The sequence below is a fragment of the Olivibacter sp. XZL3 genome (genome assembly GCF_004368405.1).
Taxonomy (GTDB): domain Bacteria; phylum Bacteroidota; class Bacteroidia; order Sphingobacteriales; family Sphingobacteriaceae; genus Olivibacter.
Genome location: NZ_SBJH01000013.1, coordinates 13,444 through 35,595 on the forward strand (window position 1 = coordinate 13,444; position 22,152 = coordinate 35,595).

Below are 22,152 nucleotides of genomic sequence, written 5' to 3' on the forward strand. Positions count from 1 at the left end.
GACCGGCAATATGGGGGTATTGCCGGTCGGAGATTAAATTATGATTCCGGGTCAGCGCATGCACTGGCCCTTCACAAACCAAAATTTTTCGAATTTATGAAAAAAGAACGAATTATTGCTTTAACAAAAACAGCGATGAGAATATCCTTTATTCATGCTCTCCTTATTTCGGTAGGAACTTTAAGTGCCTATGCGCACACTGCCGAGGCTCAGGGCGCATTGAAGAAAACTGTTCACATAACGAAACAGCGGATGACGTTAAAGAACTTTCTGGAGAACTTGGAAACCCAGTCCCAAGTGAAGTTTGTTTACAGTCCTTCTATATTAAAAAGTCACCGTATCGTAGAGGTAGGAACTTTACAGAGCAATTTAGCAGATGTGTTGGACGAGGTATTAGTCCCTATGGACATTAATTATAAGATTGAAAATGAGAAAATCTTACTAATCCAAAACCGACAAGAACTAAAAATTGTAGGGCGAGTTACGGATGCGACGAACAATGCACCCCTTCCCGGTGTCAGTGTATTGGTAAAGGGCTCGAGCAATGGGATCCTGACGGATAACCAAGGTCAATACACCTTGACCGTTAACGCGAACGATATGTTGGTCATCTCATATGTGGGTTATACCAGTAAGGAAATGCGCGTTTCCGGTGGACAAACAACTTATAATATCAGTTTAGAACCGTCTACCAGCGATTTAGATGAGGTGGTGGTGACCGGTTATTCCGCACAACGTAAGAAAGACCTTACAGGTGCGGTGGCGGTGGTTGACGTTGGCCAGTTAAAAAGTCAGCCCGCTGCCAGTCCGGTTGAAGCCTTACAGGGTAAAGCTACAGGGGTACAGATCGTATCCGACGGGGCACCTGGAGCAACCCCCCAAATCCGTATCCGGGGTTATAGTACCATCAATAATAACGACCCCTTGTATGTAATAGACGGGGTTCCTTACGAAGGGAAACTAAGCTGGTTGAACTCGAATGATATTGAGAGCATGCAGGTACTGAAAGACGCTTCCGCGGCTTCTATTTATGGTGCCCGTGCGAACAATGGGGTAGTAATTGTGACGACAAAGAAGGGGGCTCCGGGAAAGACGAACATCAGTCTGGACGCATACTATGGCGTGCAACAGGCCCGGAGCGGTGCTTTTCCGGAGATGTTAACGCCACAACAGTGGGCAGAGAACCTTTACCAAGGCTTTCGTAACGCAGGCTTAGATCCTGTAAGCGCATGGGGTAGGATGTACGGTTCCGGTGATAACCCGGTATTGCCGGATTATCTACTGGCCGGAGGAAACGTGGGCGCTCAGATTACAGCAGCAGATGTAGATCCGAGTTTGTACAATTATTCACGTGATAACTCCACCTTTTATCAGATTACGCAGGCCAATAAAGAAGGAACCAATTGGTTTAAGGAGCTGACGCATACCGCGCCGATGCAAAGCTATCAAATCAGTGCCTCCGGAGGATCAGAGGATGCGACTTATGTTATGTCTGGCGGCTATTTCAAACAACAAGGGGTCGTGATCAATAGCGGTTTTGAACGGTTTAATTTTAGATCCAATACCCAGTTCAGTACATTAAATAAGAAATTACGTATTGGAGAAAACGCGCAGTATTCTTATACCGAAAACTACGGAATAGGAGCCAACGTCAATACCTCGGGCGACTATCAGGGTGAAGGCAGCGTATTGGGTTTTGCGTATCGGATACAAAATATTATTCCCGTATACGATATCATGGGCAATTTCGCCGGATCCAGAGGGGGCGCTTTAGGGAATGGTGAAAATCCGGTAGCGATATCTTACCGGGCGAAGGACGATAAATCCAAAAGCAATACCTTCTTTGGTAATGCGTTTGCTGAATATGATATCATAGAGGGCTTAACCTTGCGCACCAGCTTTGGTCTCCGCTATGAAAATTGGGGAAGCATTAATATTACCTATCCGAATCCGGAGTTCCAGGAGGGTAGTTTTAATAACGCCTTAGAGGAAAACCAAGGATACAATACGGAGTGGACTTGGACAAACACCTTGAACTATAAGCCAACCCTGGGCGAAGATCACAGTCTGAATGTATTGTTGGGTACAGAAGCCTTTAAGAGCCGTAGCCGGCAATTGACAGGCGGCAGGAATAATTTCTTTATTTTAAGTAGTTTGGATTACCTCTACTTGAGCCAAGGAAGTTCAAATATCAGCAATAACAGTGAGGGTGATGTGGGTTCCTTATTCTCGCTGTTCGGTAAAGCCGATTATGCTTTCATGGATCGCTACCTGTTGAGTTTAACCGTACGTCGTGACGGATCATCCAACTTTGGCCCGGATAACCTATATGGGGTGTTCCCGTCAGCGAGTGCGGCCTGGCGGATATCTCAGGAGGAATTTTTGAAAGACGCCTCTTGGTTGTCTGATTTGAAGTTCCGTGCGGGATATGGTGTTACCGGTAATCAGCGGATTCCGACCTTCCAGTACCTCAATCGCTTTTCTTCTACCATTGCGCAGTCTTCTTATCCAATGGGCGGAAGCTCCTTTGTAACCGGTATTTATCAAAACGCTTATAACAACCAAAATATCAAATGGGAAGAAGTGAAATCCCTCAACTTAGGGGTCGACTTCACCTTATGGAATGGGGATTTTGATGGATCGTTCGACTGGTACAACCGCAAAACGAGCGACATGCTTTACCAGTTGCCTTTACCGGCCATCGCGATCGGTCTGGGAACGTCGCCTTACGTGAATGTGGGCGATATGCAGAACAAAGGGGTGGAACTGTCTTTGGGGTATCATTATGGCAGAAGCCAGCAAAAGCCGTTTACCTTGGATGTGACAGCGAATATTTCGCGAAATGTCAATGAAGTAGTTTCTTTGGCACCATCGGTAACCCAACAGGTATATGGTAACTTTAGAAGTTTGCAGACGACCATTTTGAGAGAAGGCGCGCCTTTTGGATCCTTTTATGGTTATAATATGATTGGCATTTATCAAAACGAGGAGGATTTAGCGAATAGTGCAAGCTACTCTGGCGCCCGGGTGGGTGGGCCTAAGTATGCGGATATCGACCAAAATGGTTCCATCGGGCCTGAAGATCGCGATATTATAGGTAATCCACATCCTGATTTCGTTTATTCGCTGGGTATTAATGCGGCATATAAAAACTTCGATGTTCAAATGTTTTTTAACGGATCGCAAGGCAACGATTTATACGAAGCTACTCGTTATTTTACCGACTTTGGAACTTTTGCCGGACAGACCAGTACCCGTTTATTAGACGCCTGGAGTCCGACGAACACAAACAGCATGATTCCCTCAGCTTATCAGGGAGCGTCAGACTTTGAATATGCTTCTTCCAGCTACTATGTGCAGGACGGAAGCTTTTTCCGGATGAAGAACTTCCAAGTGGGATACAATCTGCCTGTGAAAAAGCTCTTTGGTGCGAACACCGATATTAACAGATTTCGGGTTTACTTCGGCGTAACGAACTTATTTACCATTACAAACTATACCGGTCTGGATCCGGAAGTTTCGCAGACCAATAGCACGTTCCAGGCATTGGGAGTCGACTTTGGGGTTTATCCGGTACCACGTCAGTATATGTTGGGTTTAAATATTGGGTTCTAATAATTGATGTTTCTGATGATGTTTGTCAGCTATCAGATAAAAAACAAAAAACGTATTCCGATGAAAAAGAATAAAATTGCGATATTAATAGGTGTCTCCTTCTTAGCGTTGAGCTCTTGTAGCAAATCCTTTTTGGAAAAAGTTCCACAAGGTCAGTTATCAGACCCGCAAGTAGTGAGCAGTGAAGGGGTAGAGGGTTTGTTAGTGGGTGCCTACGCGCTCCTGAACGGTAATCAGGATGGTACTTGGGGTAATTATGGATCGGCGCCGAGCCAATGGCTATTTGGAGAAGTGGCTTCCGACAACGCACATAAAGGAAGTGACGGCTCGGACCAACCCAATATGAACCTGATTGAGGTGTATCAGCCTACCAGTACGAATGACAACCTTTCGGTTTTGTGGACCCGTTATTATGAAGGGATTGCTAGATGTAATAATACCCTTCGCGTGTTAGCCGCTGATCAGGCGGGCGGACAAACGGTAAGTGCAGAAAGGGCCGTTCAAATACAGGCTGAAGCACGTATGTTACGGGCTCATTATTATTTTTTCCTGGTGAGGGTATTTAAGAATATTCCCTATGTAGACGAAAATACGCCTGCCGACGAAGCAAAGACGAAGCCTAATGACACGGATGTATATCCCATGATTTTGGCGGATCTGCAATTTGCCACTGAAAACCTGCCGGTAGAAAAAATAAACGGACAGGTTGGCCGGGTCGATAAGATGGCTGCTGAAGCCTATTTGGGTAAAGTATTGTTGTATCAAAAGCAATATGCGGAGGCCTTGCAGCATTTTACTACGGTAATGGCGGGAAAAGATATCACAGCGATGCCTTATCAGGATAATTTTGATGTAACAACTGAAAACGGTCCTGAATCTATTTTTGCTGTACAGCACGCCATTAGTCCGGACGGAACTGGCGACAACGCCAACGTGGGCGATATGCTAAGTGGACTTTACGGAACTTCACCCGTGGGATGTTGCGGTTTCTTCCAGCCAACCATCGACTTGGTTAATTCCTTTAAAGTGGATGCCAATGGTTTGCCTTATTTGGACGGATCCTACCGTACAGATCCCTACGTGTCGGATTTTGGGTTAAGCGGCAGCGCCAAAACCAATTACGCCGTAAACGTAAATCTGCGTTTTGATCCCCGGTTGGACTATACCGTTGGAAGGCGTGGCGTTCCTTATCTCGACTACGGTACCATGCCTGGTGATCCGTGGATTCGTCTGGCAAGTTATGCGGGACCTTTTGTTGGTAAGAAGAATCAGGTGCCGGTTGCGCAGTTTCCGTCGCATACGGTGTCGGGTGCAGCCTATATCAATGACTTAAACGTGAATTTAATCCGCTTGGCCGATGTTGTTTTAATGGCAGCTGAATGTCAGGTGGAATTGGGCAACTTAAGTGAAGCGCTGCGCTTGGTGAATTCCGTTAGAGCGAGGGCCGCTACCTTACCTCCCATTACGATAGGGGAAACCCCGGCGGCTAATTACGACGTTAAACCTTATCCTTCCTTTCCTAGTGTCGAATATGCCCGGAATGCCGTGCGCTTTGAACGTCGATTGGAACTGGCGATGGAAGGTCATCGGTTTTTCGACTTAGTCCGATGGGGCGTTGCTAAACAGGTGCTGGAAAGTTACTCCGGGTTTGAGGGCGGATTTTTACAGTCTTACCGTAATTTGACCTTCGATTCCCGAAACGAATATTTTCCTATACCGCAAGATCAGATTGATCAAAGTAGTGGAACGCTGAAGCAGAACGAGGGCTATTGATTCCTTTTTCGCGTTAATGAAAGGGCTGTTTCTATCTCAGAAGCAGCTCTTTCATTTTAATGCTGCCCTCAAATTAAACCCAGAATACGCATTAGCTCAATGAAATGTTCGTTTTCAGAGGCCAGAAAGAACCTTCTGTACGAAACTTGTAATTCGTTTGCATGCCTGCATGAAGGTTTTCGATCATTCCCTTTCGTTTTAATTCCTAACGCGTAATCTGGATTAAAAAAAGAAATAGTAGGTTTGTAGTGACGCAAATTGTTTTGATGAAAAAAAACGATAAATCAACCATTAGGGCTTGGGCGATGTTCGATTGGTCGAACTCTGCTTATAATTTAGTGATTACTTCTACTATTTTTCCAGCCTATTATACGGCTATTACGACTAGTCAGGACAAGGGGGATGTGGTCGGTTTTTTTGGATTCCAATTTATCAATACCGCCTTGGCGAACTATTCGCTTGCTTTTGCTTACCTCGTGATGGCCCTGGTACTTCCCATACTTTCTGCAATTGCCGATAACCGGGGGAACAAAAAGTCTTTTATGAAAGGCTTTACTTATATGGGGAGTTTTGCCTGTATTGGTCTGTTCTTCTTTAAGATTGAAACCTTGGAGTGGGGTATTATTTGCAGTACACTTGCCGCTATGGGCTATATAGGCGGCGTACTTTTCAACAACTCTTATTTACCGGAAATCGCCAGTATTGATGAGCAGGACCGCGTAAGTGCACAGGGCTTCGCTTATGGCTATATCGGAAGTGTTTTATTGCAAATTATTTGTTTCGTATTTGTCCTTAAACCGGAATGGTTTGGTATTCAGGACGCCACTTTCGCTCCGCGTCTCTCTTTTTTATTGGTTGGGCTCTGGTGGATGGGCTTTTCTCAAATACCTTTTAAAAAGCTGCCATCAGGGAAAGCTAATGCTAAGCCGTCTAAACACAATGTTTTTAAGAGCGGTTTTACAGAGTTGAGGAGCGTTTGGACGAAAATCAGCAGATTAAGCAGCCTTAAAAGGTTTTTAGGGGCTTTCTTTTTCTATGCCATGGGCGTACAAACAACGATGTTGGTGGCTGCCGCTTTTGGCGAGAAAATACTGCGGTTAGGAGCATCAAAATTAATTGTTACGATCTTGATTATTCAGCTCGTAGCGATCTTAGGCGCTTTTTTAATGTCCGCTTTAGCCAAAAGAATGGGCAATATACAGGTCCTGCTCATTGTCGTGTTATTATGGATCATTGTATGTGTTAGTGCATATGTAATACAAACAGAAATGCAGTTCTATATGCTGGCGGCGCTGGTAGGTCTGATCATGGGTGGGATTCAATCGTTGTCGAGATCTACTTATTCCAAATTAATACCGGCAGATGAAACGGATACCACTGCGTTTTTCAGTTTTTACGATGTAACGGAAAAACTCGCCATTGTTGTTGGTTTATTCTTTTTTGCTTTTATCGAAGAACAAACGAAGAATATCCGCTATTCCGCTTTATCCCTAGCTTTGTTCTTTGCGATAGGATTATTTTTTTTAATTCGCTTACTTCGGCAGCATAATAAAGAGAAGGGGTCATTAAATTCGTACGTTGGTTAAAGGAAGGTTTTTTTTAAGTTAATTTTTATTGTCGCTTTGGCTTGATCCAAACCGACGCAAAGATCAAGGCTGTCTGGTTCTCGCTAAAAATTCGGTCCCAACCCACCGTTCTGCGGAGCCGCCCTGACGCCCAATTCCTTCCCTTCGCTTTTTCGCAGAACGCTTTTTCTCGCCCTTCTAACCGAATTTCTTTACGCTCACCCTAGAAGGCCATCATTCCTCAAGCACCATAGCCCCGTTGCAATGGTCGTTCCGAAACGCTTAAACGGCCTTGGAGGATACTGACGCAACGAGCAGGAAAGCATGGGTACCATCGCTCATGTTGCAATATCCAAGCGGATTGAGGAAGTGAAACGGCTCCAATACGCGCCATGAATGCTTTGCCATCAGTTGCAAAGTGGCCTACAAAGCCTTGATTTTTGTTCAACTTTTGATCAAGCAAAAGTTGATAAAAAAAACCTTCTATTAAAATAAACAATCTAAGCTCCTACCTGTCTTAACTAAGCCATCATAGCACCTGTCAAAAACAATTACTACCTTTGAAAATAAATGAATACCTATGCAAGTGGACTTATTTATACCCTGTTTTATAGACCAACTGTATCCAACAACAGCTTTTAACACGATGAAGGTGTTGGAAAAGGCGGGGTGTAAAGTGAATTATAATCCAGAACAGACCTGTTGTGGGCAGCCTGCCTATAATGCGGGATTTTGGGATGAGGCTAAGCTCGTCGGTAATAAATTCCTCGATGACTTCGTTGATGCTAAATATATTGTTTCTCCGTCGGCTTCCTGTACGGGTATGGTGAAGAATGCTTACAATGATCTATTTACCAATTCGATGGTGCATAACCAATGCCGTAGCATTCAATCGAGTATCCACGAGCTTTCTGATTTTTTAGTAAACATCATAAAGAAAGACTATTTCGGAGCCGAATTGGAAGGCAGGGCGGTTTATCACGACTCCTGCTCGGCTTTGCGCGAATGCCGGATTAAGGAGGAACCTCGTCAGCTGCTGGCTAATGTAGACGGACTGGAACTTGTCGCCATGCGTGATCAGGACACTTGTTGTGGCTTTGGTGGGACTTTTGCTGTGAAGTTTCAAGGGATTTCCTCGGCCATGGCCGAACAGAAGGTAAATAATGCCTTGGCGATGGACGCCAATTACATTATTTCGACGGATGCGTCCTGCCTGCTACACTTACAGGCCTATATTGATAAACAAAATCTCCCCATAAAAGCCATGCATTTGGCCGACGTGTTGGCTAACGGATGGGGAAATGTATGACTATACTCTGTTTTTTGCAAGAAGTAAATAAAGCGGAGAAACTAAAGCGAGCTGTTAATTGTAAAAAGAACTTGACAAGTAGGCCTTCTTCGTATTATTTTTGCTTTGCAAAAGCCGACGTAGCTCAGCTGGTAGAGCAACGCACTCGTAACGCGTAGGTCGCAGGTTCGATCCCCGTCGTCGGCTCTTTTTAATGTCAGCAAATGCCTGTTCGCTTCTTGCGGGTCAAAAAATAAGCCGCTATAATATTCCACAAGAATAGAAGAACTTTCTTCTTTTTTTTCTAAATTGCCTACCTATACAAACCAATAAATCATGAGTAATAGAAGAGAATTCTTAAAGCAAATGGGGGCAGGAGCTTTAGGCCTTACCGCTTTATCTAATTTACCGCTGGACCTTTTTGCGTCTTCGAAAGGGAAGTACTTTTTTGATATCTCCTTAGCACAATGGTCTTTGCACAGAACGCTATTCGGTAAACAAATGGACAATTTGGACTTCGCGGAAACAGCGGCAAAGAAATATGGCATTTTCGCCGTCGAGTATGTAAACCAGTTTTTTAAGGATAAGGCGAATGATCAAACGTACCTTAAGGAGATGTTAAAACGATCGAAAGATAATGGCGTGAAGAATGTACTGATCATGATTGACGGGGAAGGAAGTTTGGGCGCACCGGATGATGCAGAACGGAAGACAGCCGTGGAGAATCATTATAAATGGGTAGAGGCTGCTAAGTTCTTAGGATGCCATGCTATCCGGGTAAATGCGGCAGGCAAAGGATCGGAGGAAGAGGTGAAAAGTGCGGCAGTGGATGGTTTAGGGACGTTAAGCGAGTTTGCTGCCAAACATAAAATCAATGTCATTGTGGAGAATCATGGCGGCATGTCTTCAGACGGGCAATGGTTAAGTGCTGTTTTGAAGCAAGTGGGAAAGAAAAATTGTGGAAGTCTTCCGGATTTCGGTAATTTTTATGAATACGATCGCTATCAGGGGGTTACGGATTTAATGCCATTCGCCAAAGGGGTGAGTGCTAAAACCCATGATTTCGACAATGACGGCAATGAATCTCAGATTGACTATTTGCGCATGATGCAGATTGTGAAGGACGCTGGCTATAAGGGATATGTGGGTATAGAGTACGAGGGAAGCAAGCTGAGCGAAGACGAGGGGATAAAGAAAACGAAACAATTACTTGATAAAGTCGGAGCTTCTTTGAGCTAAGTCCGCTTATCCAGACGTATATCGAAGATGCTTTCTGGTGCTAATCAGAAAGTATCTTTTTTGAATAAAGCTTTCGGTGTCCTTGAACGAAGAGCTCCATTTACGTATCGTTAACCAATTAATAAAAACATAACCTTAATATAATATGGGAGGTTTTTTTGTTTACTATTTTGGCCAAATATTTTGTCAAACTGTTTGATGTGACGGTCGAACTTTGTTTCAGAGATGGATAATCTAAAAGAACGTACGTGTTGGAAAGCATTTATCAATGGTAATGACAGCGCTTTTGAAACTCTTTATAAGCGCTATGCAGATCGGCTTTTCGCTTTCGGTATGAAATATCATTCCGATGGCGATGTGATCAAAGATTGTTTACACGATCTCTTTATAAACCTTTTTCATTACCGTAGTAATTTGAACCCGAACGCGAATCCGCTTTCTTACCTTTTTACTGCTTTGAGAAACAATATTTTAGCGCGAGTAAGGAGAAATTACAGAGATCAAGCATTGATAGAGCGATTGGAATACACTTTTGATCTGGAATGGAGTGCCGAAGCTACGTGGATTAAAAAAGAGGAAGACAGACTGCTTGTTACTAAAGTTCAACAACTGATCAAGCGCTTGCCTGCGCGGCAAAGAGAAATTATCTACCTAAAATTTAATGAAGAGCTTTCTTATGAAGAAATAGCCAATATGCTCGACGTTTCAGTAGCGACCTGCCGTACCTTGGTATATCGTGCTATCAAGCAATTAAGAGAAGATATAGAAGAGGTTCCTTTGGCACAGGTATTCTGTCTCCTGATATCCCTTGCCCGTTGTTAGTATTCGTTACTAGTTATCAGTTTCCAGTTGTGAGTTACCGGTTGTCAGCGGCTGGTTTAATTCCTAAAGCGTAATCTGGGTTAAACTTTTGCACTTTTTCCTTTTCCACTTTTTTCAAAAAAAACAGAAAATCCAGTCTATAAAAACCAACCTTTTTACTCTTACCTATAAACGGCATATTAATGAGCAAGAAAAAAGTCGAAGATCTACTAAGCGAGGATAAACAGTGGGACGGGGAACAAGCTAGCGGAGTCGAGAATAAACAAGCGTCTTTGGCACATACTATCGTATCAGTCGTAAAAGATGCCAAACGCGAATCTCTTTCTGAGGAAGAAAGGTCCGCATTATGGCGTGGAATTCACGAAGAGACCCAAAGCCGAAACAGTCGAAGATCCACTTTGCCGAAAAATCTAGTGGCACTTTTCTTTCTTTTCGTTATTGGTTTAGGACTTTACGGGTATTACGTTTCGGAACGTGGGAATGATATTCAGGAAGCAGCCATGGCCCATCAGAGGCACTTATCGAAATCAGGCAATGTGCAATTCATTGGCGCCGATAAGAAAACACAGGTACTTCAAGACAGTTCGCCGGTGATCTATAATCAATTAAGCAAGCTTTACAAGTCGTCGCCCGACTTCTCAGCACTTAAGGTTCGTTACAGTTCAATTGGTGTACCTTACGGTAAGCGAAGTGAAGTGGTATTAGAAGACGGTACAAAAGTTTGGCTGAATGCCGGTTCGTCTCTGACTTTCCCCGAAAAATTTGATAACAACGAGCGGGAGGTCTATTTGGATGGAGAAGCCTATTTCGAGATTGCCAAAGAGGCGAAAAGACCTTTCTTTGTATTGTCGGAGGTAATGAAAATACAGGTGCTAGGCACCAGTTTTAACTTAAGTTCTTACGCTGATGACGACTACACCTCGTTGGTGCTAATAACGGGCAAGGTTGCCCTATTGCCAAGTAAGGATAACTCCTTTGAGAAACAGCTGCTGGAACCTGGCATGGAAGCCCGCTTCAGGAAAAGTCAGCACAAATTACTTATTCAACCCGCTGCCGAAACGGCTGTTTCCTGGACGAACAGACGCTTGCTTTTGAACAGTATGAACCTTGACGAAATTCTAAAGAAATTGGAGCGTTTCTACAATGCTGATATTGAAATTTCCGAGCGTTTGGCTATTGATGAAACCTTTTCAGGTAGTTTCGATTTAACACAAACATTGCCGGAAGTGTTGCAAAATATCTTTGACGTATCGAAATATTCCATCAATCAAATAGGAAGGAGGGTGTATATCCAGACGAAATAAAAAAATCAACCGAATTGAAGTAGGGGAGGTGCTGCAACACCTCCCCATAACAAAAAATTAACTGGAAAAATTAATTAATTGATCTACTAAAGTATGAAATTTTTTTATACCTGCCAATCACCATCCATGCAGGTGAACTTTATTACAAAAACTTTTCGAATGTTAAAATTGGCTGCATTTTTAGTCTGCATTAACGTCATGGTAGTGCATGCAAAGTCGTACTCCCAAGGTAAAATCAGCGTTAAGATTGAAAACGGTGAGTTAAGCAATTTTTTTAAAGAAATTCAAGCCCAAACAAAGTATGCTGTCTTCTACAACGATAAAACTGTTAAAGGCAAAAGAGTTAATATCCAAGCCGCCGATAAAGACGTATTACAGGCCTTGGATCAGGTGCTCAAAGGGTCGAATTTAGCTTATTCGGTATCGGGCAATCAAATCAAAATTTATGAGCAAGCGGTCGTGCCACTGAGAGCAAAGTCCAGACAGGATTCCGTTTTTACCGTCAACGGACGTGTTTTTGATACGCAAGAACCCGCAAATCCGTTAATCGGCGTTTATGTTCGGAACAAACATCGCCAGGGAGGTACCACAACAGATGGGCAGGGAAATTTTTCTCTATCAGTTAAATCCGGCGATGTGCTGGTTTTTTCGTCTATGGGTTATGAAACGGTTGAACGGAGAATACAGGGTAGTGACGCGAATTTCAATGTCTTTTTGGAAGAAGATGTCGCATCACTTGAGGAAGTGGTTGTTGTCGGTTATGGTACGCAAAAGAAGATTAATCTGACCGGCGCTGTGAGTACCGTTAGTCCAAAAGAGTTGGCATCCCGGCCGATAACCAATTTAGGAAGAGGTTTACAAGGCCTGATGCCGGGAGTTACCGTTAGAAGTACCAATAACGTTCCGGGGGGCAATGCGCCATCCATTAGAATTCGCGGTGTAGGTACTTGGGGAGATGCTACTCCATTGGTAGTCATTGATGGAATTCCCGGTGGCGATTTAAATATCCTGAATCCCGACGATGTTGAAAGCATTTCCGTATTAAAGGATGCTGCATCTTCTTCCATCTATGGTGTAAGGGGCGCCAATGGTGTTATTTTGGTGACAACGAAACAAGGAAAGAAGGGCGACCAGCCAACGATTACTTTAAATAGTTACTATGCCCAGCAAAGGCCGACGGCTTTGCCTAAATTTTTGGGGTCTCCGGATTTTATGACGCTTCAAAATGAGGCTTCAATTAATGCCGGACAAACACCGGTTTATACGGAAGAGCAAATCGAAATCGCCCGGAATGGCTCAGACCCGAATTATTTTGCTAATACCGACTGGATAAAGGAAGTATACAAGGATCATGCGCCTCAACAGGGTTATAACCTCAACATCAATGGTGGGGCTAACAACATGAACTATTATTTATCCTATGGTTATTTGAGTGAAGGCGGGCTCGTTGTTGGGGATAATTTCAAAGCCGGCCGCCACAATTTACGTATGCGCCTGAACACCACCTTGATAGACCGACTGAAGGTCGATGCGATCGTGGGCTATGTTGATAGAGATGTGAACAGCAATTCCGGCGGTAATGGTGGAAGAGATCTCCTTTCTGCGGCTACGAGTATCCGTCCTTTGGTTCCGGTAAGGTTTACGAACGGGAGCTGGGGCTATCATGGCGGACAAAGCAATCCGGTAGCCATTGCGCAGGATGGTGGCTTCAACGAATTCGGCTCGCAGGAAGTAACCGCAAATATCGGCGCCACCTTAAACATTGTGGAAGGTTTGGATATTAAAGGGCAGTATGGCTTGGTACGTTATAACTCCAAACGTACTGTGCTGGATAAAACCATTAATTATTACAGTCCGGATGATAACCAGTTGATTTATCAGACTAACGCGCCGAATCGAATTGGAGCGACTGATTATACCGGCTTGTATCAGACCTTTATAGGAACGCTCAACTATCAAAAAACCTTCAACGATAAACATGCCTTGTCTGGTTTATTAGGGATATCGCAGGAAGAAGATATCGCTTCAGAATTCAGCGCTACACGCCAAAACCTACCCTCGGAGGACGTCCCTTCTCTAAATTTAGGTACGGAAAATCCACAGAACAACAGCAATGGTAGGCAGTTCGCCTTACAATCTTTCTTCGGTCGGGTTAACTATGCCTACAATAACAAGTACCTGGCGGAAGCTAACTTTAGATACGATGGTTCTTCCCGTTTCGCGCCTGATGTGCGGTGGAGCTGGTTCGGCTCTGCGTCTTTAGGCTGGGTGTTGTCAGAAGAAGATTTTTTTCAGGGACTTAAGGCGGTCATCCCTTCCGCCAAGCTGAGGGCATCTTACGGAACCCAGGGAAATGATAGAGTTGTAAATACCCTCGATCCTAACAATCCGATACCTATTTATTATGCTTATCAAGCGATCTTGGAACCCGCGCAGATTGGGGTAAATAATCCGATAGGAGATGTGCCTCAGGTAGGATTTCGGCAGACCTTAATACCCAATACGGGTTTAACTTGGGAAAAAGGAGAAAAGTTCAATGTGGGGATGGACCTGAGTTTTCTGAACGACCGCTTGGCGCTGACCGCAGACTACTACATTAATACCACAAAGGACATCCTTTTAACACCGCCTTTGCCGGATGTGATCGGTGTCGGAACGGGTTATCCACCTCAAAATTCGGGTTCTGTGCAGAACAAAGGGTGGGAAATCAACGTGGCGTGGCAGGACAAAGTGGGTGATTTTCGATATGGTATAGGTGCCAATCTTTCTGACGTTCGGAATAAGATCACCAAACTGGAAAATTTTGCAACTAATTTAAGCGATCGGGTTCGTCTAGAAGGTTATCCGATTGACGCCTTATACGGCTTTATCGCAGAAGGGATTGCCCAAGTGAGTGACTTCGATCTAATAGACGGGGAGTACGTGCCGCGATTCCCTTATCAAAGCGGTGACCTCGTTGCACCTGGTGATTTGATTTATCGACCAGCAAATCCGGATGATACCGAGATTACCGTCGGAAAAGATAGGCATGTGTTGGGAAGCGATATACCGCGGTATACATATGGTATCCGAGGGGATTTAGGATGGAAGGGTATAGACTTCAACTTCTTTATTCAAGGGGTAGGCAAGGCCGATGGTTGGTTGACCGGATCCGCAAGGCATCCCTTTATTAACAATAGTGCGATGCCACAAGATATACATTTAGACCGTTGGACACCCGAAAATACCGACGCGTCTTATCCGCGTTTCGTTTACATGCGGACCCATAATACGAGATTATCCTCTTACTGGGTAGAAAATGCGGCTTATTTACGGTTGAAGAATGTGCAATTGGGCTATACCTTTCCTGCACGTTTAACGGATAAATTTCGGGCAAGTAATCTGCGAATTTATGCATCAGCAGAAAACCTACTGACATTTACTGATTTCTTTCGCGGTTATGACCCTGAATCGCCAATAGGGCAGGGAGCGAATTACTATCCGCAGATGAAGACCTTTGCTTTGGGTCTACAGGTTACATTTAAATAGATACGAGCAAATTAATTACCATGAGAAGAAGAACTTTTTTTATACTGATAACAAGCTCCTTATTTATTCTTTCTGCTTGTAAAGATTACCTGGATCGCGTTCCATTGGATGCGATTGCTGACGAAACTTTCTGGAAAAACCAGGAGCAATTGGAAATGGCGGCAACAGCTATCTATTCGCGCGTCAAAGCAAAGAATACCGTAGATATGGAAAACATGGGGGAAAATACCATGTGGCCGACTACAAACCAATACAAAGATATCGGTTCTGGCGTATTTCCTGTGACGCAGCCTACGGTGGATGGCGAATGGCGTAATATGTACCGCGATGTTCGGGAATGTAATACCTTCTTGGCCAATTATCACACCGCCACAGAGAATGAGCCGGGCGCAAAGGAAAGATTGGCCGCCGAAGTACGGGTACTCAGGGTCCTGGCTTATAGTTTCCTGGTATCCTTTTACGGCGATGTTCCTTTGGTCACGGTGCCACTTGAGCCGGATGATGAACAGGTTTATGGCCCGCGAAATCCCCGAGAGGAGGTGGTCGATTTCATGCTGTCGGAACTCGATTTAGCCGTCGATCAACTTCCGGCAAGTATCCCGACCGGCGAAAATCTGGGGCGTATCAACAAGGGCGCCGCGCTGGCTTTGAAGGCTCGGATTGCCTTAGCAGAAAAGCGCTATGATGTGGCCGAGCAGGCGGCAAAAGAAGTGATGGACATGGGCATTTATCGCTTGTATTCCAATGGTAATCCTGAAACCAGTTACTGGGAACTTTTTACTGATGCAGGGAAGTTGGCCAATGGACGAAATCAGGAAACGATCCTGGCAAGATTGCATAAAATCGACATCATTATGCACAACTTAAGTCGGGAAATCCAAGTGCCAGACCAGTTTGCCCGTTTTGTGCCGACGAAGTCTTTAATTGATTCCTATCTATGCGCGGATGGTTTACCCATTGACCAGTCGCCTTTATACAGCGATGCCTCTTATGAGGATGTCTTTAAGAACCGGGATCCGCGGTTGACGCAGACAGTAGTGGTACCGGGCGACCAGTGGGGCGGTAATTACGATGGTCGGCCTGTAAGTGAAAACCCAGACCCCTCTATATTCGTGCGGCCCAAATTTAGTCAGGATGGCAGGGGAAGTGTTACTACAACAGGATACTACTATAAAAAGTATGTAGATCCGGGTGCGGTGCCCACCTATAACCGCGACGACAATGATATCCATTTGATCCGTTATGCCGAAGTCTTACTCACCTATGCCGAGGCGCGTATGGAACAGGGCAAATTGACGCAAGATGATCTGGACATCTCCATCAATCTCTTACGTCAGCGGGTCGGGATGGTGCCCATGAACTTGAATTTTTTGGCGCAACATCACATGGATGTACGCACCGAGATTCGTCGAGAACGTAGAATAGAGCTCGTATTAGAAGGGCAACGTTATTTTGATGTACGTCGTTGGAGAGAGGGCGAGAAATTGGCGCAGCCTATTGAAGGGGTGAAAGCCTCCTGGTTTCCTGAGCTCGAAGGGTCAACTTTCCGTATTGGTCCAGACGGTTATTTACAAGCCCAATGGAACAGACGCTTTGAAGATCCAAAGAACTATCTGTGGCCGGTTCCACAACCACAGCTAGATCGGAACCCCAATTTGGGCCAAAACCCGGGTTGGTAATTACCAAACAGGTCGGAAGAACTTTAGACATTCCGACCTGTTTGATTTCGAAATCGTTCATTTGCATAATTGAACGGCGCTTTCACATTGGAAGTAAAAAAAGGTAATGTGCTGGTTTTTACTTCTGTGGGATATCAGGAGCAGTCTGATTAATTTCTACTGCTCCTTTTTATTTTTTCCGGCAACAGTGATTAAAAATAATGTTTAGATCTCACTTTGCTTGTTTTCAAGTATCTTCAGCAGTTTATGGTTTATATAAAGTTTTTCTTTGCCGACTTTAATGGAATGGAGTATGCCTTTTTCTTCCAGAGCTATTAAGTAGTTACCTACCGTCTTGGCATTTCCTACGTTTTCATCGATAAGGTTCTGCCGTTTGGTGTATGGAAGCCTGAACAAAATTTCCACGAGGTCCTTAGAGTAAATTTTGGGTAGTTCGTTTTTGATTTCGTGGGTCATTTCTTCCATTGCTTCTGTAATGAGGTGAAGGCGTTCCAATCCTTTCAGCGAAGTCTGCTCTACCATATCCAGCATATAAAGGATGAAATCTTCCCAGTTTTCTTTTTCCGTTACGCCACGAAGCTTTTGGTAATATTCGTTTTTATGGCGGATAATGTATTCACTCAAATAGATGGCAGGAATCTCCAATAGTCCCGACGCCTTTAAGTACAGCAACAGCAAAATCCGCCCCGTCCTGCCGTTACCATCAACAAACGGGTGGATAGCCTCAAACTGATAGTGCAACAATGCTATTTTTATAAGCGGGTCCAATCCGTTGTCTTCATTGATGAATTTTTCAAGATTGGACAGCTTCTTTCTAATAATATCCTCTCCACTTGGAGGCGTATATATCACTTCGCCCAGATTATTTGCCAACGTTGTTCCCGGAGTTACTCGGATCGATGCACTGTTGTTTTTGATGCACTGGACAATTTTGACACATAGATTGGTTGTTATGAACGGTTTGCTCTTCAGCTCTTCCAATCCAAGCCATAGCGCTTCTTTGTAGGCCAGCACTTCTTTTGTAGCTGTTTTTTCAACTTTCTTTTCTGCTACAAATGATTGATAAAGCTCGTCATTTGTTGTGATGATATTTTCGACCTCCGAACTCGCCTTCGCTTCCTGGAGATATATGGTGTCAAGAAATAAAGTTGGGTTGGGCAGATTCAGTAGCGTTCCGTTCAGTTGAGCCAAAGCACGCCCCGCAGAAATTGTTTTTTTCAAAATTCTTTTGGTTTCAATGTCTGCATTTGGCGGTAATGGTGGCAGATCATTGTATGGTATTTTGGGGTCAAATCTTTTCATTCTTCAAGAGTAAATCTTACTTGCGTATTTTGAACAGATGTAAAAATACTAAAAAATTACTCTCGTTTTATTTTGAGGGTAAAAATTACCCGTTAAAATCAATCGTCCAAATAAATAAAAATCCCTCATTGTGTTAAGGAGTGTGGGATTTGTTTATCTGTATATGTATAACCGCGACGACAATGATATCCATTTAATCCGTTATGCGGAAGTCTTACTCAACTATGCAGAAGCCCGTATGGAGCAAGTCAGCGAATGGAACAGGCGCTTTGAAGATCCAAAGAACTATCTGTGGCCGGTTCCACAACCACAGCTAGATCGGAACCCCAATTTGGGCCAAAACCCGGGTTGGTAATTACCAAACAGGTCGGAAGAACTTTAGACGTTCCGACCTGTTTGATTTCGAAATCGTTCACTTGCATAAGTCGATAAAATCCTTATATTTGTTTTTGTCGGACCCTACCGATATAACCAATTCTACCTGGTATTAGCTGCGGGATCGCAGTAATTAAGGTCTTGCCAGGAGACTTCATTATTGTTCAACAGTGATTTTTTAAGATAAAGGCTGAAGGAATAAATTTTTTTGTTCCCAGTGGTCGGTTGTGCCTTTGTCTACCTGGTTTAAGCGCGTTTGGATCGTATTTGTTACGAGATACATGATTTTGAAACGTAAAGAAAGGAGGTGAAATAAGCAATAAATCGTCGGTACTAAAACTCAATTCAAAGATTTTATCACTTATAAGCTACAACCCAATGAACAAAACACAATCAAGCCCCCACATCTATAGGCGGAATCTTTTAGGTATCTTTTTTCTTTTTTTTATCGTAAACGCTTCCTTCGCTGTTGCAGGCAATGCTCATCAAGCTCGGCTGCAGGACTTTACGGTTAAAGGAATCGTAAACGATAATGCAGAACCTCCCAACCCTATTCCCGGCGTTAGTGTCCGTGTTAAAGGCAGTAGTAAGGCGACCGCCACGGATGCTAATGGCGCTTTCGCGTTGCAGGTCAAAGAAGGCGACGTGCTGGTCTTTACCTCGGTGGGTTATCAGGCGCGGGAGCTGACCATAGCTAACCAAACTACCTTGAACGTCACTCTCAACCAAGATTTAAACACCTTGGAAGAGGTGGTATTGACGGGCTATTCCACGCAGGTCAAAAAAGACATCACGGGGGCCGTTTCGGTGGTAGATGTCAAGGAATTAACGAAGGTGCAGGCGCCCAATGTAGCGCAGCAGCTACAGGGAAGAGCAGCCGGTGTTACCGTGACAAGCAACAACACACCCGGGGGAGAGGCGACGGTTCGGGTGCGTGGTTTCAGTACTATTAATAACAATGATCCACTTTACATTATTGATGGTGTTCCTACAAAGGGTGGATTAAACAGTATTAATCCAAACAATATCGAATCCATGCAGGTACTGAAGGATGCGTCTTCCACCTCTATCTATGGGTCGCGGGCGGCTAACGGCGTTATCATTATTACGACAAAAAAAGGAAGTGCTGGCGACTCCCGAATAACATTTGACACGCGCGTAGGGGTACAAACCGGCCATATTGATCTCGGGCTGATTCAAGACCCGCTGCAATTTGGGCAGCTCCTTTGGACACAGCGTAGAAATGCCGGTATTTTAACGAATGGCAACCCCTCCCATCAACAGTACGGTAACGGCCCCAACCCGGTTGTTCCCGATTATATTCTGGCTGGCTCGAGCTACGGCCTGTTTGAAGGAGATCCCCGCGTAGATCCGTCTTTATATAGTTATAATGCCGATAATTTTTATCAGATTGTCCGTGCAAATAAAGAAGGCACCGATTGGCATCAGGAAATTTTGAGACCCGCAATTGTACAAGAGTACAATTTGGGAGCGACGGGAGGCTCTGATAAGGGACGCTATGCTTTGTCGCTCAATTACCTGAATCAAGAAGGGGTATTAGAACATACTTCTTTCGACCGCTATTCACTTCGTTCAAATACCGAATTTAACATTAAGAAGATCATCCGTTTGGGTGAAAATCTAGAGGTCAGCTATACACAGAACAAAGGCTATTATTATAACAATGGAACAGCCAGTACGACCAATAATCAGGATGGTAACCCCATCGGAAATGGTTATAGAATCCCTTCGATCATTCCTGTTTATGATATCATGGGCAATTTCGCAGCTACCAGAGCGGCTGGTTTAGGACCTGCCACCAATCCGGTTGCCCAGTTGTATCGTACGAAAGACAATCAGGCCAAGACCTTGAGGGCCTTTGGAAATGTTTTCGCAGAGGTGGACATCATTGAGGGGCTTACGGGACGTACGAGTGTGGGCTTCGACTATACCAATACCAATCGTGTGAATTATGTGTTGATGGACAGGGAAGAAGCCGAGATAGAGGCGGCTAATTCCATGACGAAGGCCAATCTCAATGATATTAACTTAACTTGGACGAATACGTTAAACTATAAAAAGGTTTTTAACGAAATCCATAGTTTGAATGTACTGGCCGGTACGGAGGCAATAAAAGGCTTTGGCGAAGACTTCTCTGCTATTCGGACAACTTACTTTTCCGAAGATCCCGATTTTATGGATCTAAACTCGGGCACGGCCGGGATCAACAACAGCGGCAGTCGATATGAATGGGCTCTGTTCTCCATTTTTGGTAGGGTGAATTATAGTCTTAAGGATAAGTATTTGTTAGAAGCAACTGTTAGAAGAGATGGTTCGAGTAGATTTGGAAGCAACAACCGTTACGGAACATTTCCGGCGTTCAGCGGTGGTTGGCGAATCTCTCAAGAAAGCTTTATGTCCGGCCAAGAATGGCTCGATAACTTAATGATACGCGCAGGGTGGGGGCAAACCGGTAATCAGGAGATCGGCAACTATAACGGCTTCAATACCTATCGTTCGACATTGAATCAGTCCTCGTATGCCATCGACGGATCTAACAACTCCGTTAAACCGGGATTTGATACGGGTGCTTTTGGAAATCCAGATGCTAAATGGGAAACAACCACGCAAACGAATATAGGTTTGGATATGACCATTTTGAAGGGGATGCTTGGGTTCAACCTCGATTTGTACAACAGGACGACCTCCGATATGCTTTATCAGCTTGCTTTGCCTGCCACGCAAGGCACTGCTACGGTACCTTTCGTCAATGTTGGTGAAATGAACAACAAGGGAATCGACTTCGCTGTTAATTTCCAGAATACCACGGGAAAGGACTTTTCATACGGAATCAGTGCTAATATTTCGGCGTATAAAAACGAAGTAACCAAGTTAAACGATAATGAATCAGCGATCCTTTTGGGGCCGAATATCCGTAGCTATGTTTGGACGCGGTCGACAACCGGGCAACCGCTGTATTCTTTTTATGGGCATGTTGTCGATGGGATCTATCAGAATGAGCAGGATGTAGCCGACGGACCGGCTTATCCAGGCTATGCTGCTGTAGGGAAATACAGGTATCGCGACTTAGATGGCGATAATGTAATTACGGATAACGACCGCACCTTTATCGGAAGTCCGCATCCAGATTTTACTTACGGACTGAATATTAATCTCGGTTATAAAAATTTTGATCTCTCGGCTTTCTTTCAGGGCGTACAGGGAAACGAAATTTTAAATATGGTAAAACGATGGATCGATTTCAATAACCAAGCCGGGAATAGAAGTTTACGAATGTTGAACGATTCGTGGACGCCCGAAAACCCGGATGCGGTATTGCCCATTTTGGACGCTAACGACAGTCGGAGTCAGCAACCTTCATCCTATTTTATTGAAAACGGATCGTATTTCCGACTAAAGAATCTGACCATTGGTTACACATTACCCGCGAACGTTTTACAGAAATTGGGGCTGCAAAGTGCCCGGGTTTATGTGCAGGGTCAAAACCTATTTACCATTACAGACTATTCCGGCATCGACCCTGAAATCACATCAGTAGGCTCTACGCCGGGAACTACAACCTTGGGGGTTGATCAAGGAAATTATCCTTTGTCGAAAATGTATCAATTGGGAATAAATGTTGGATTCTAGAAAAATAAAAG

At 44.2% G+C, this 22,152-nt stretch carries 13 protein-coding genes and 1 tRNA gene; 12 read left to right on the forward strand and 2 right to left on the reverse strand.

All coding sequences use genetic code 11. The features are described from left to right. Positions 1-96: 96 nt before the first annotated feature. The 3 genes from EPX21_RS05445 (at position 97) to EPX21_RS05455 (ending at position 6,974) form a co-directional block, all read left to right on the forward strand. A complete protein-coding gene (locus tag EPX21_RS05445) occupies positions 97-3,615 on the forward strand; it encodes a TonB-dependent receptor (RefSeq protein WP_134088663.1) in 3,519 nt (1,172 codons plus the stop codon). A gap of 60 nt (positions 3,616-3,675) precedes the next feature. Continuing rightward, positions 3,676-5,388, forward strand: a complete 1,713-nt coding sequence (locus EPX21_RS05450; protein WP_134088664.1) for a RagB/SusD family nutrient uptake outer membrane protein — start codon at positions 3,676-3,678, stop codon at positions 5,386-5,388. 266 nt (positions 5,389-5,654) lie between these two features. After that, positions 5,655-6,974 carry an MFS transporter gene (locus EPX21_RS05455; protein WP_206106004.1) on the forward strand — a complete coding sequence of 440 codons (1,320 nt, stop codon included), beginning with the start codon at positions 5,655-5,657 and terminating at the stop codon, positions 6,972-6,974. A gap of 220 nt (positions 6,975-7,194) precedes the next feature. Here EPX21_RS05455 and EPX21_RS22600 read toward each other — a convergent pair whose 3' ends face one another. Next, positions 7,195-7,401, reverse strand: coding sequence for a hypothetical protein (locus tag EPX21_RS22600; RefSeq protein ID WP_166670683.1), 207 nt, complete (start codon positions 7,399-7,401; stop codon positions 7,195-7,197). A gap of 132 nt (positions 7,402-7,533) precedes the next feature. On the opposite strand from EPX21_RS22600, the gene EPX21_RS05460 reads away from it, so the two are divergent. From EPX21_RS05460 to EPX21_RS05490, 7 genes are all read left to right on the forward strand, one after another. Next, positions 7,534-8,262 (forward strand): (Fe-S)-binding protein, encoded by a 729-nt coding sequence (locus tag EPX21_RS05460; protein WP_134088665.1) that lies wholly within the window; start codon positions 7,534-7,536, stop codon positions 8,260-8,262. A gap of 113 nt (positions 8,263-8,375) precedes the next feature. Next, positions 8,376-8,448, forward strand: a tRNA-Thr gene (locus EPX21_RS05465). A gap of 129 nt (positions 8,449-8,577) precedes the next feature. Beyond that, positions 8,578-9,480 carry a sugar phosphate isomerase/epimerase gene (locus EPX21_RS05470; protein WP_134088666.1) on the forward strand — a complete coding sequence of 301 codons (903 nt, stop codon included), beginning with the start codon at positions 8,578-8,580 and terminating at the stop codon, positions 9,478-9,480. Positions 9,481-9,705: 225 nt separating this feature from the next. Beyond that, entirely contained in the window at positions 9,706-10,302 is a 597-nt protein-coding gene (locus EPX21_RS05475; protein WP_134088667.1) for an RNA polymerase sigma factor, read from the forward strand. A gap of 182 nt (positions 10,303-10,484) precedes the next feature. Further along, positions 10,485-11,606 (forward strand): FecR family protein, encoded by a 1,122-nt coding sequence (locus EPX21_RS05480; RefSeq protein ID WP_134088668.1) that lies wholly within the window; start codon positions 10,485-10,487, stop codon positions 11,604-11,606. Positions 11,607-11,765: 159 nt separating this feature from the next. Beyond that, on the forward strand, positions 11,766-15,134 hold the full coding sequence (locus EPX21_RS05485) for a TonB-dependent receptor (RefSeq protein ID WP_240768526.1): 3,369 nt from the start codon (positions 11,766-11,768) through the stop codon (positions 15,132-15,134). 20 nt (positions 15,135-15,154) lie between these two features. After that, on the forward strand, positions 15,155-16,813 hold the full coding sequence (locus EPX21_RS05490) for a RagB/SusD family nutrient uptake outer membrane protein (protein WP_134088670.1): 1,659 nt from the start codon (positions 15,155-15,157) through the stop codon (positions 16,811-16,813). A 204-nt stretch (positions 16,814-17,017) separates the two neighbouring features. Here EPX21_RS05490 and EPX21_RS05495 read toward each other — a convergent pair whose 3' ends face one another. Then, positions 17,018-18,115, reverse strand: a complete 1,098-nt coding sequence (locus EPX21_RS05495) for a Fic family protein (protein ID WP_134088671.1) — start codon at positions 18,113-18,115, stop codon at positions 17,018-17,020. Positions 18,116-18,245: 130 nt separating this feature from the next. Between EPX21_RS05495 and EPX21_RS05500 the strand changes: the two genes are divergently transcribed. Together EPX21_RS05500 and EPX21_RS05505 are read left to right on the forward strand one after the other, a co-directional pair. Further along, complete coding sequence (locus EPX21_RS05500; RefSeq protein ID WP_240768527.1) at positions 18,246-18,470, forward strand: RagB/SusD family nutrient uptake outer membrane protein; 225 nt, start codon at positions 18,246-18,248, stop codon at positions 18,468-18,470. A gap of 398 nt (positions 18,471-18,868) precedes the next feature. After that, positions 18,869-22,141 (forward strand): TonB-dependent receptor, encoded by a 3,273-nt coding sequence (locus EPX21_RS05505; RefSeq protein WP_134088672.1) that lies wholly within the window; start codon positions 18,869-18,871, stop codon positions 22,139-22,141. The last annotated feature ends 11 nt before the right edge of the window (positions 22,142-22,152 follow it).

What these genes read in the sequence shown, in the direction of transcription:
- EPX21_RS05460 (WP_134088665.1), top strand. Translation starts at nt 7,534, where the DNA reads ATGCAAGTGGACTTATTTATACCCTGTTTTATAGACCAACTGTATCCA.
- EPX21_RS05450 (WP_134088664.1), top strand. Translation starts at nt 3,676, where the DNA reads ATGAAAAAGAATAAAATTGCGATATTAATAGGTGTCTCCTTCTTAGCG.
- EPX21_RS05455 (WP_206106004.1), top strand. Translation starts at nt 5,655, where the DNA reads ATGAAAAAAAACGATAAATCAACCATTAGGGCTTGGGCGATGTTCGAT.
- EPX21_RS05470 (WP_134088666.1), top strand. Translation starts at nt 8,578, where the DNA reads ATGAGTAATAGAAGAGAATTCTTAAAGCAAATGGGGGCAGGAGCTTTA.
- EPX21_RS05480 (WP_134088668.1), top strand. Translation starts at nt 10,485, where the DNA reads ATGAGCAAGAAAAAAGTCGAAGATCTACTAAGCGAGGATAAACAGTGG.
- EPX21_RS05485 (WP_240768526.1), top strand. Translation starts at nt 11,766, where the DNA reads ATGTTAAAATTGGCTGCATTTTTAGTCTGCATTAACGTCATGGTAGTG.
- EPX21_RS05505 (WP_134088672.1), top strand. Translation starts at nt 18,869, where the DNA reads ATGAACAAAACACAATCAAGCCCCCACATCTATAGGCGGAATCTTTTA.
- EPX21_RS05495 (WP_134088671.1), bottom strand. Translation starts at nt 18,115, where the DNA reads ATGAAAAGATTTGACCCCAAAATACCATACAATGATCTGCCACCATTA.
- EPX21_RS05490 (WP_134088670.1), top strand. Translation starts at nt 15,155, where the DNA reads ATGAGAAGAAGAACTTTTTTTATACTGATAACAAGCTCCTTATTTATT.
- EPX21_RS05475 (WP_134088667.1), top strand. Translation starts at nt 9,706, where the DNA reads ATGGATAATCTAAAAGAACGTACGTGTTGGAAAGCATTTATCAATGGT.
- EPX21_RS05445 (WP_134088663.1), top strand. Translation starts at nt 97, where the DNA reads ATGAAAAAAGAACGAATTATTGCTTTAACAAAAACAGCGATGAGAATA.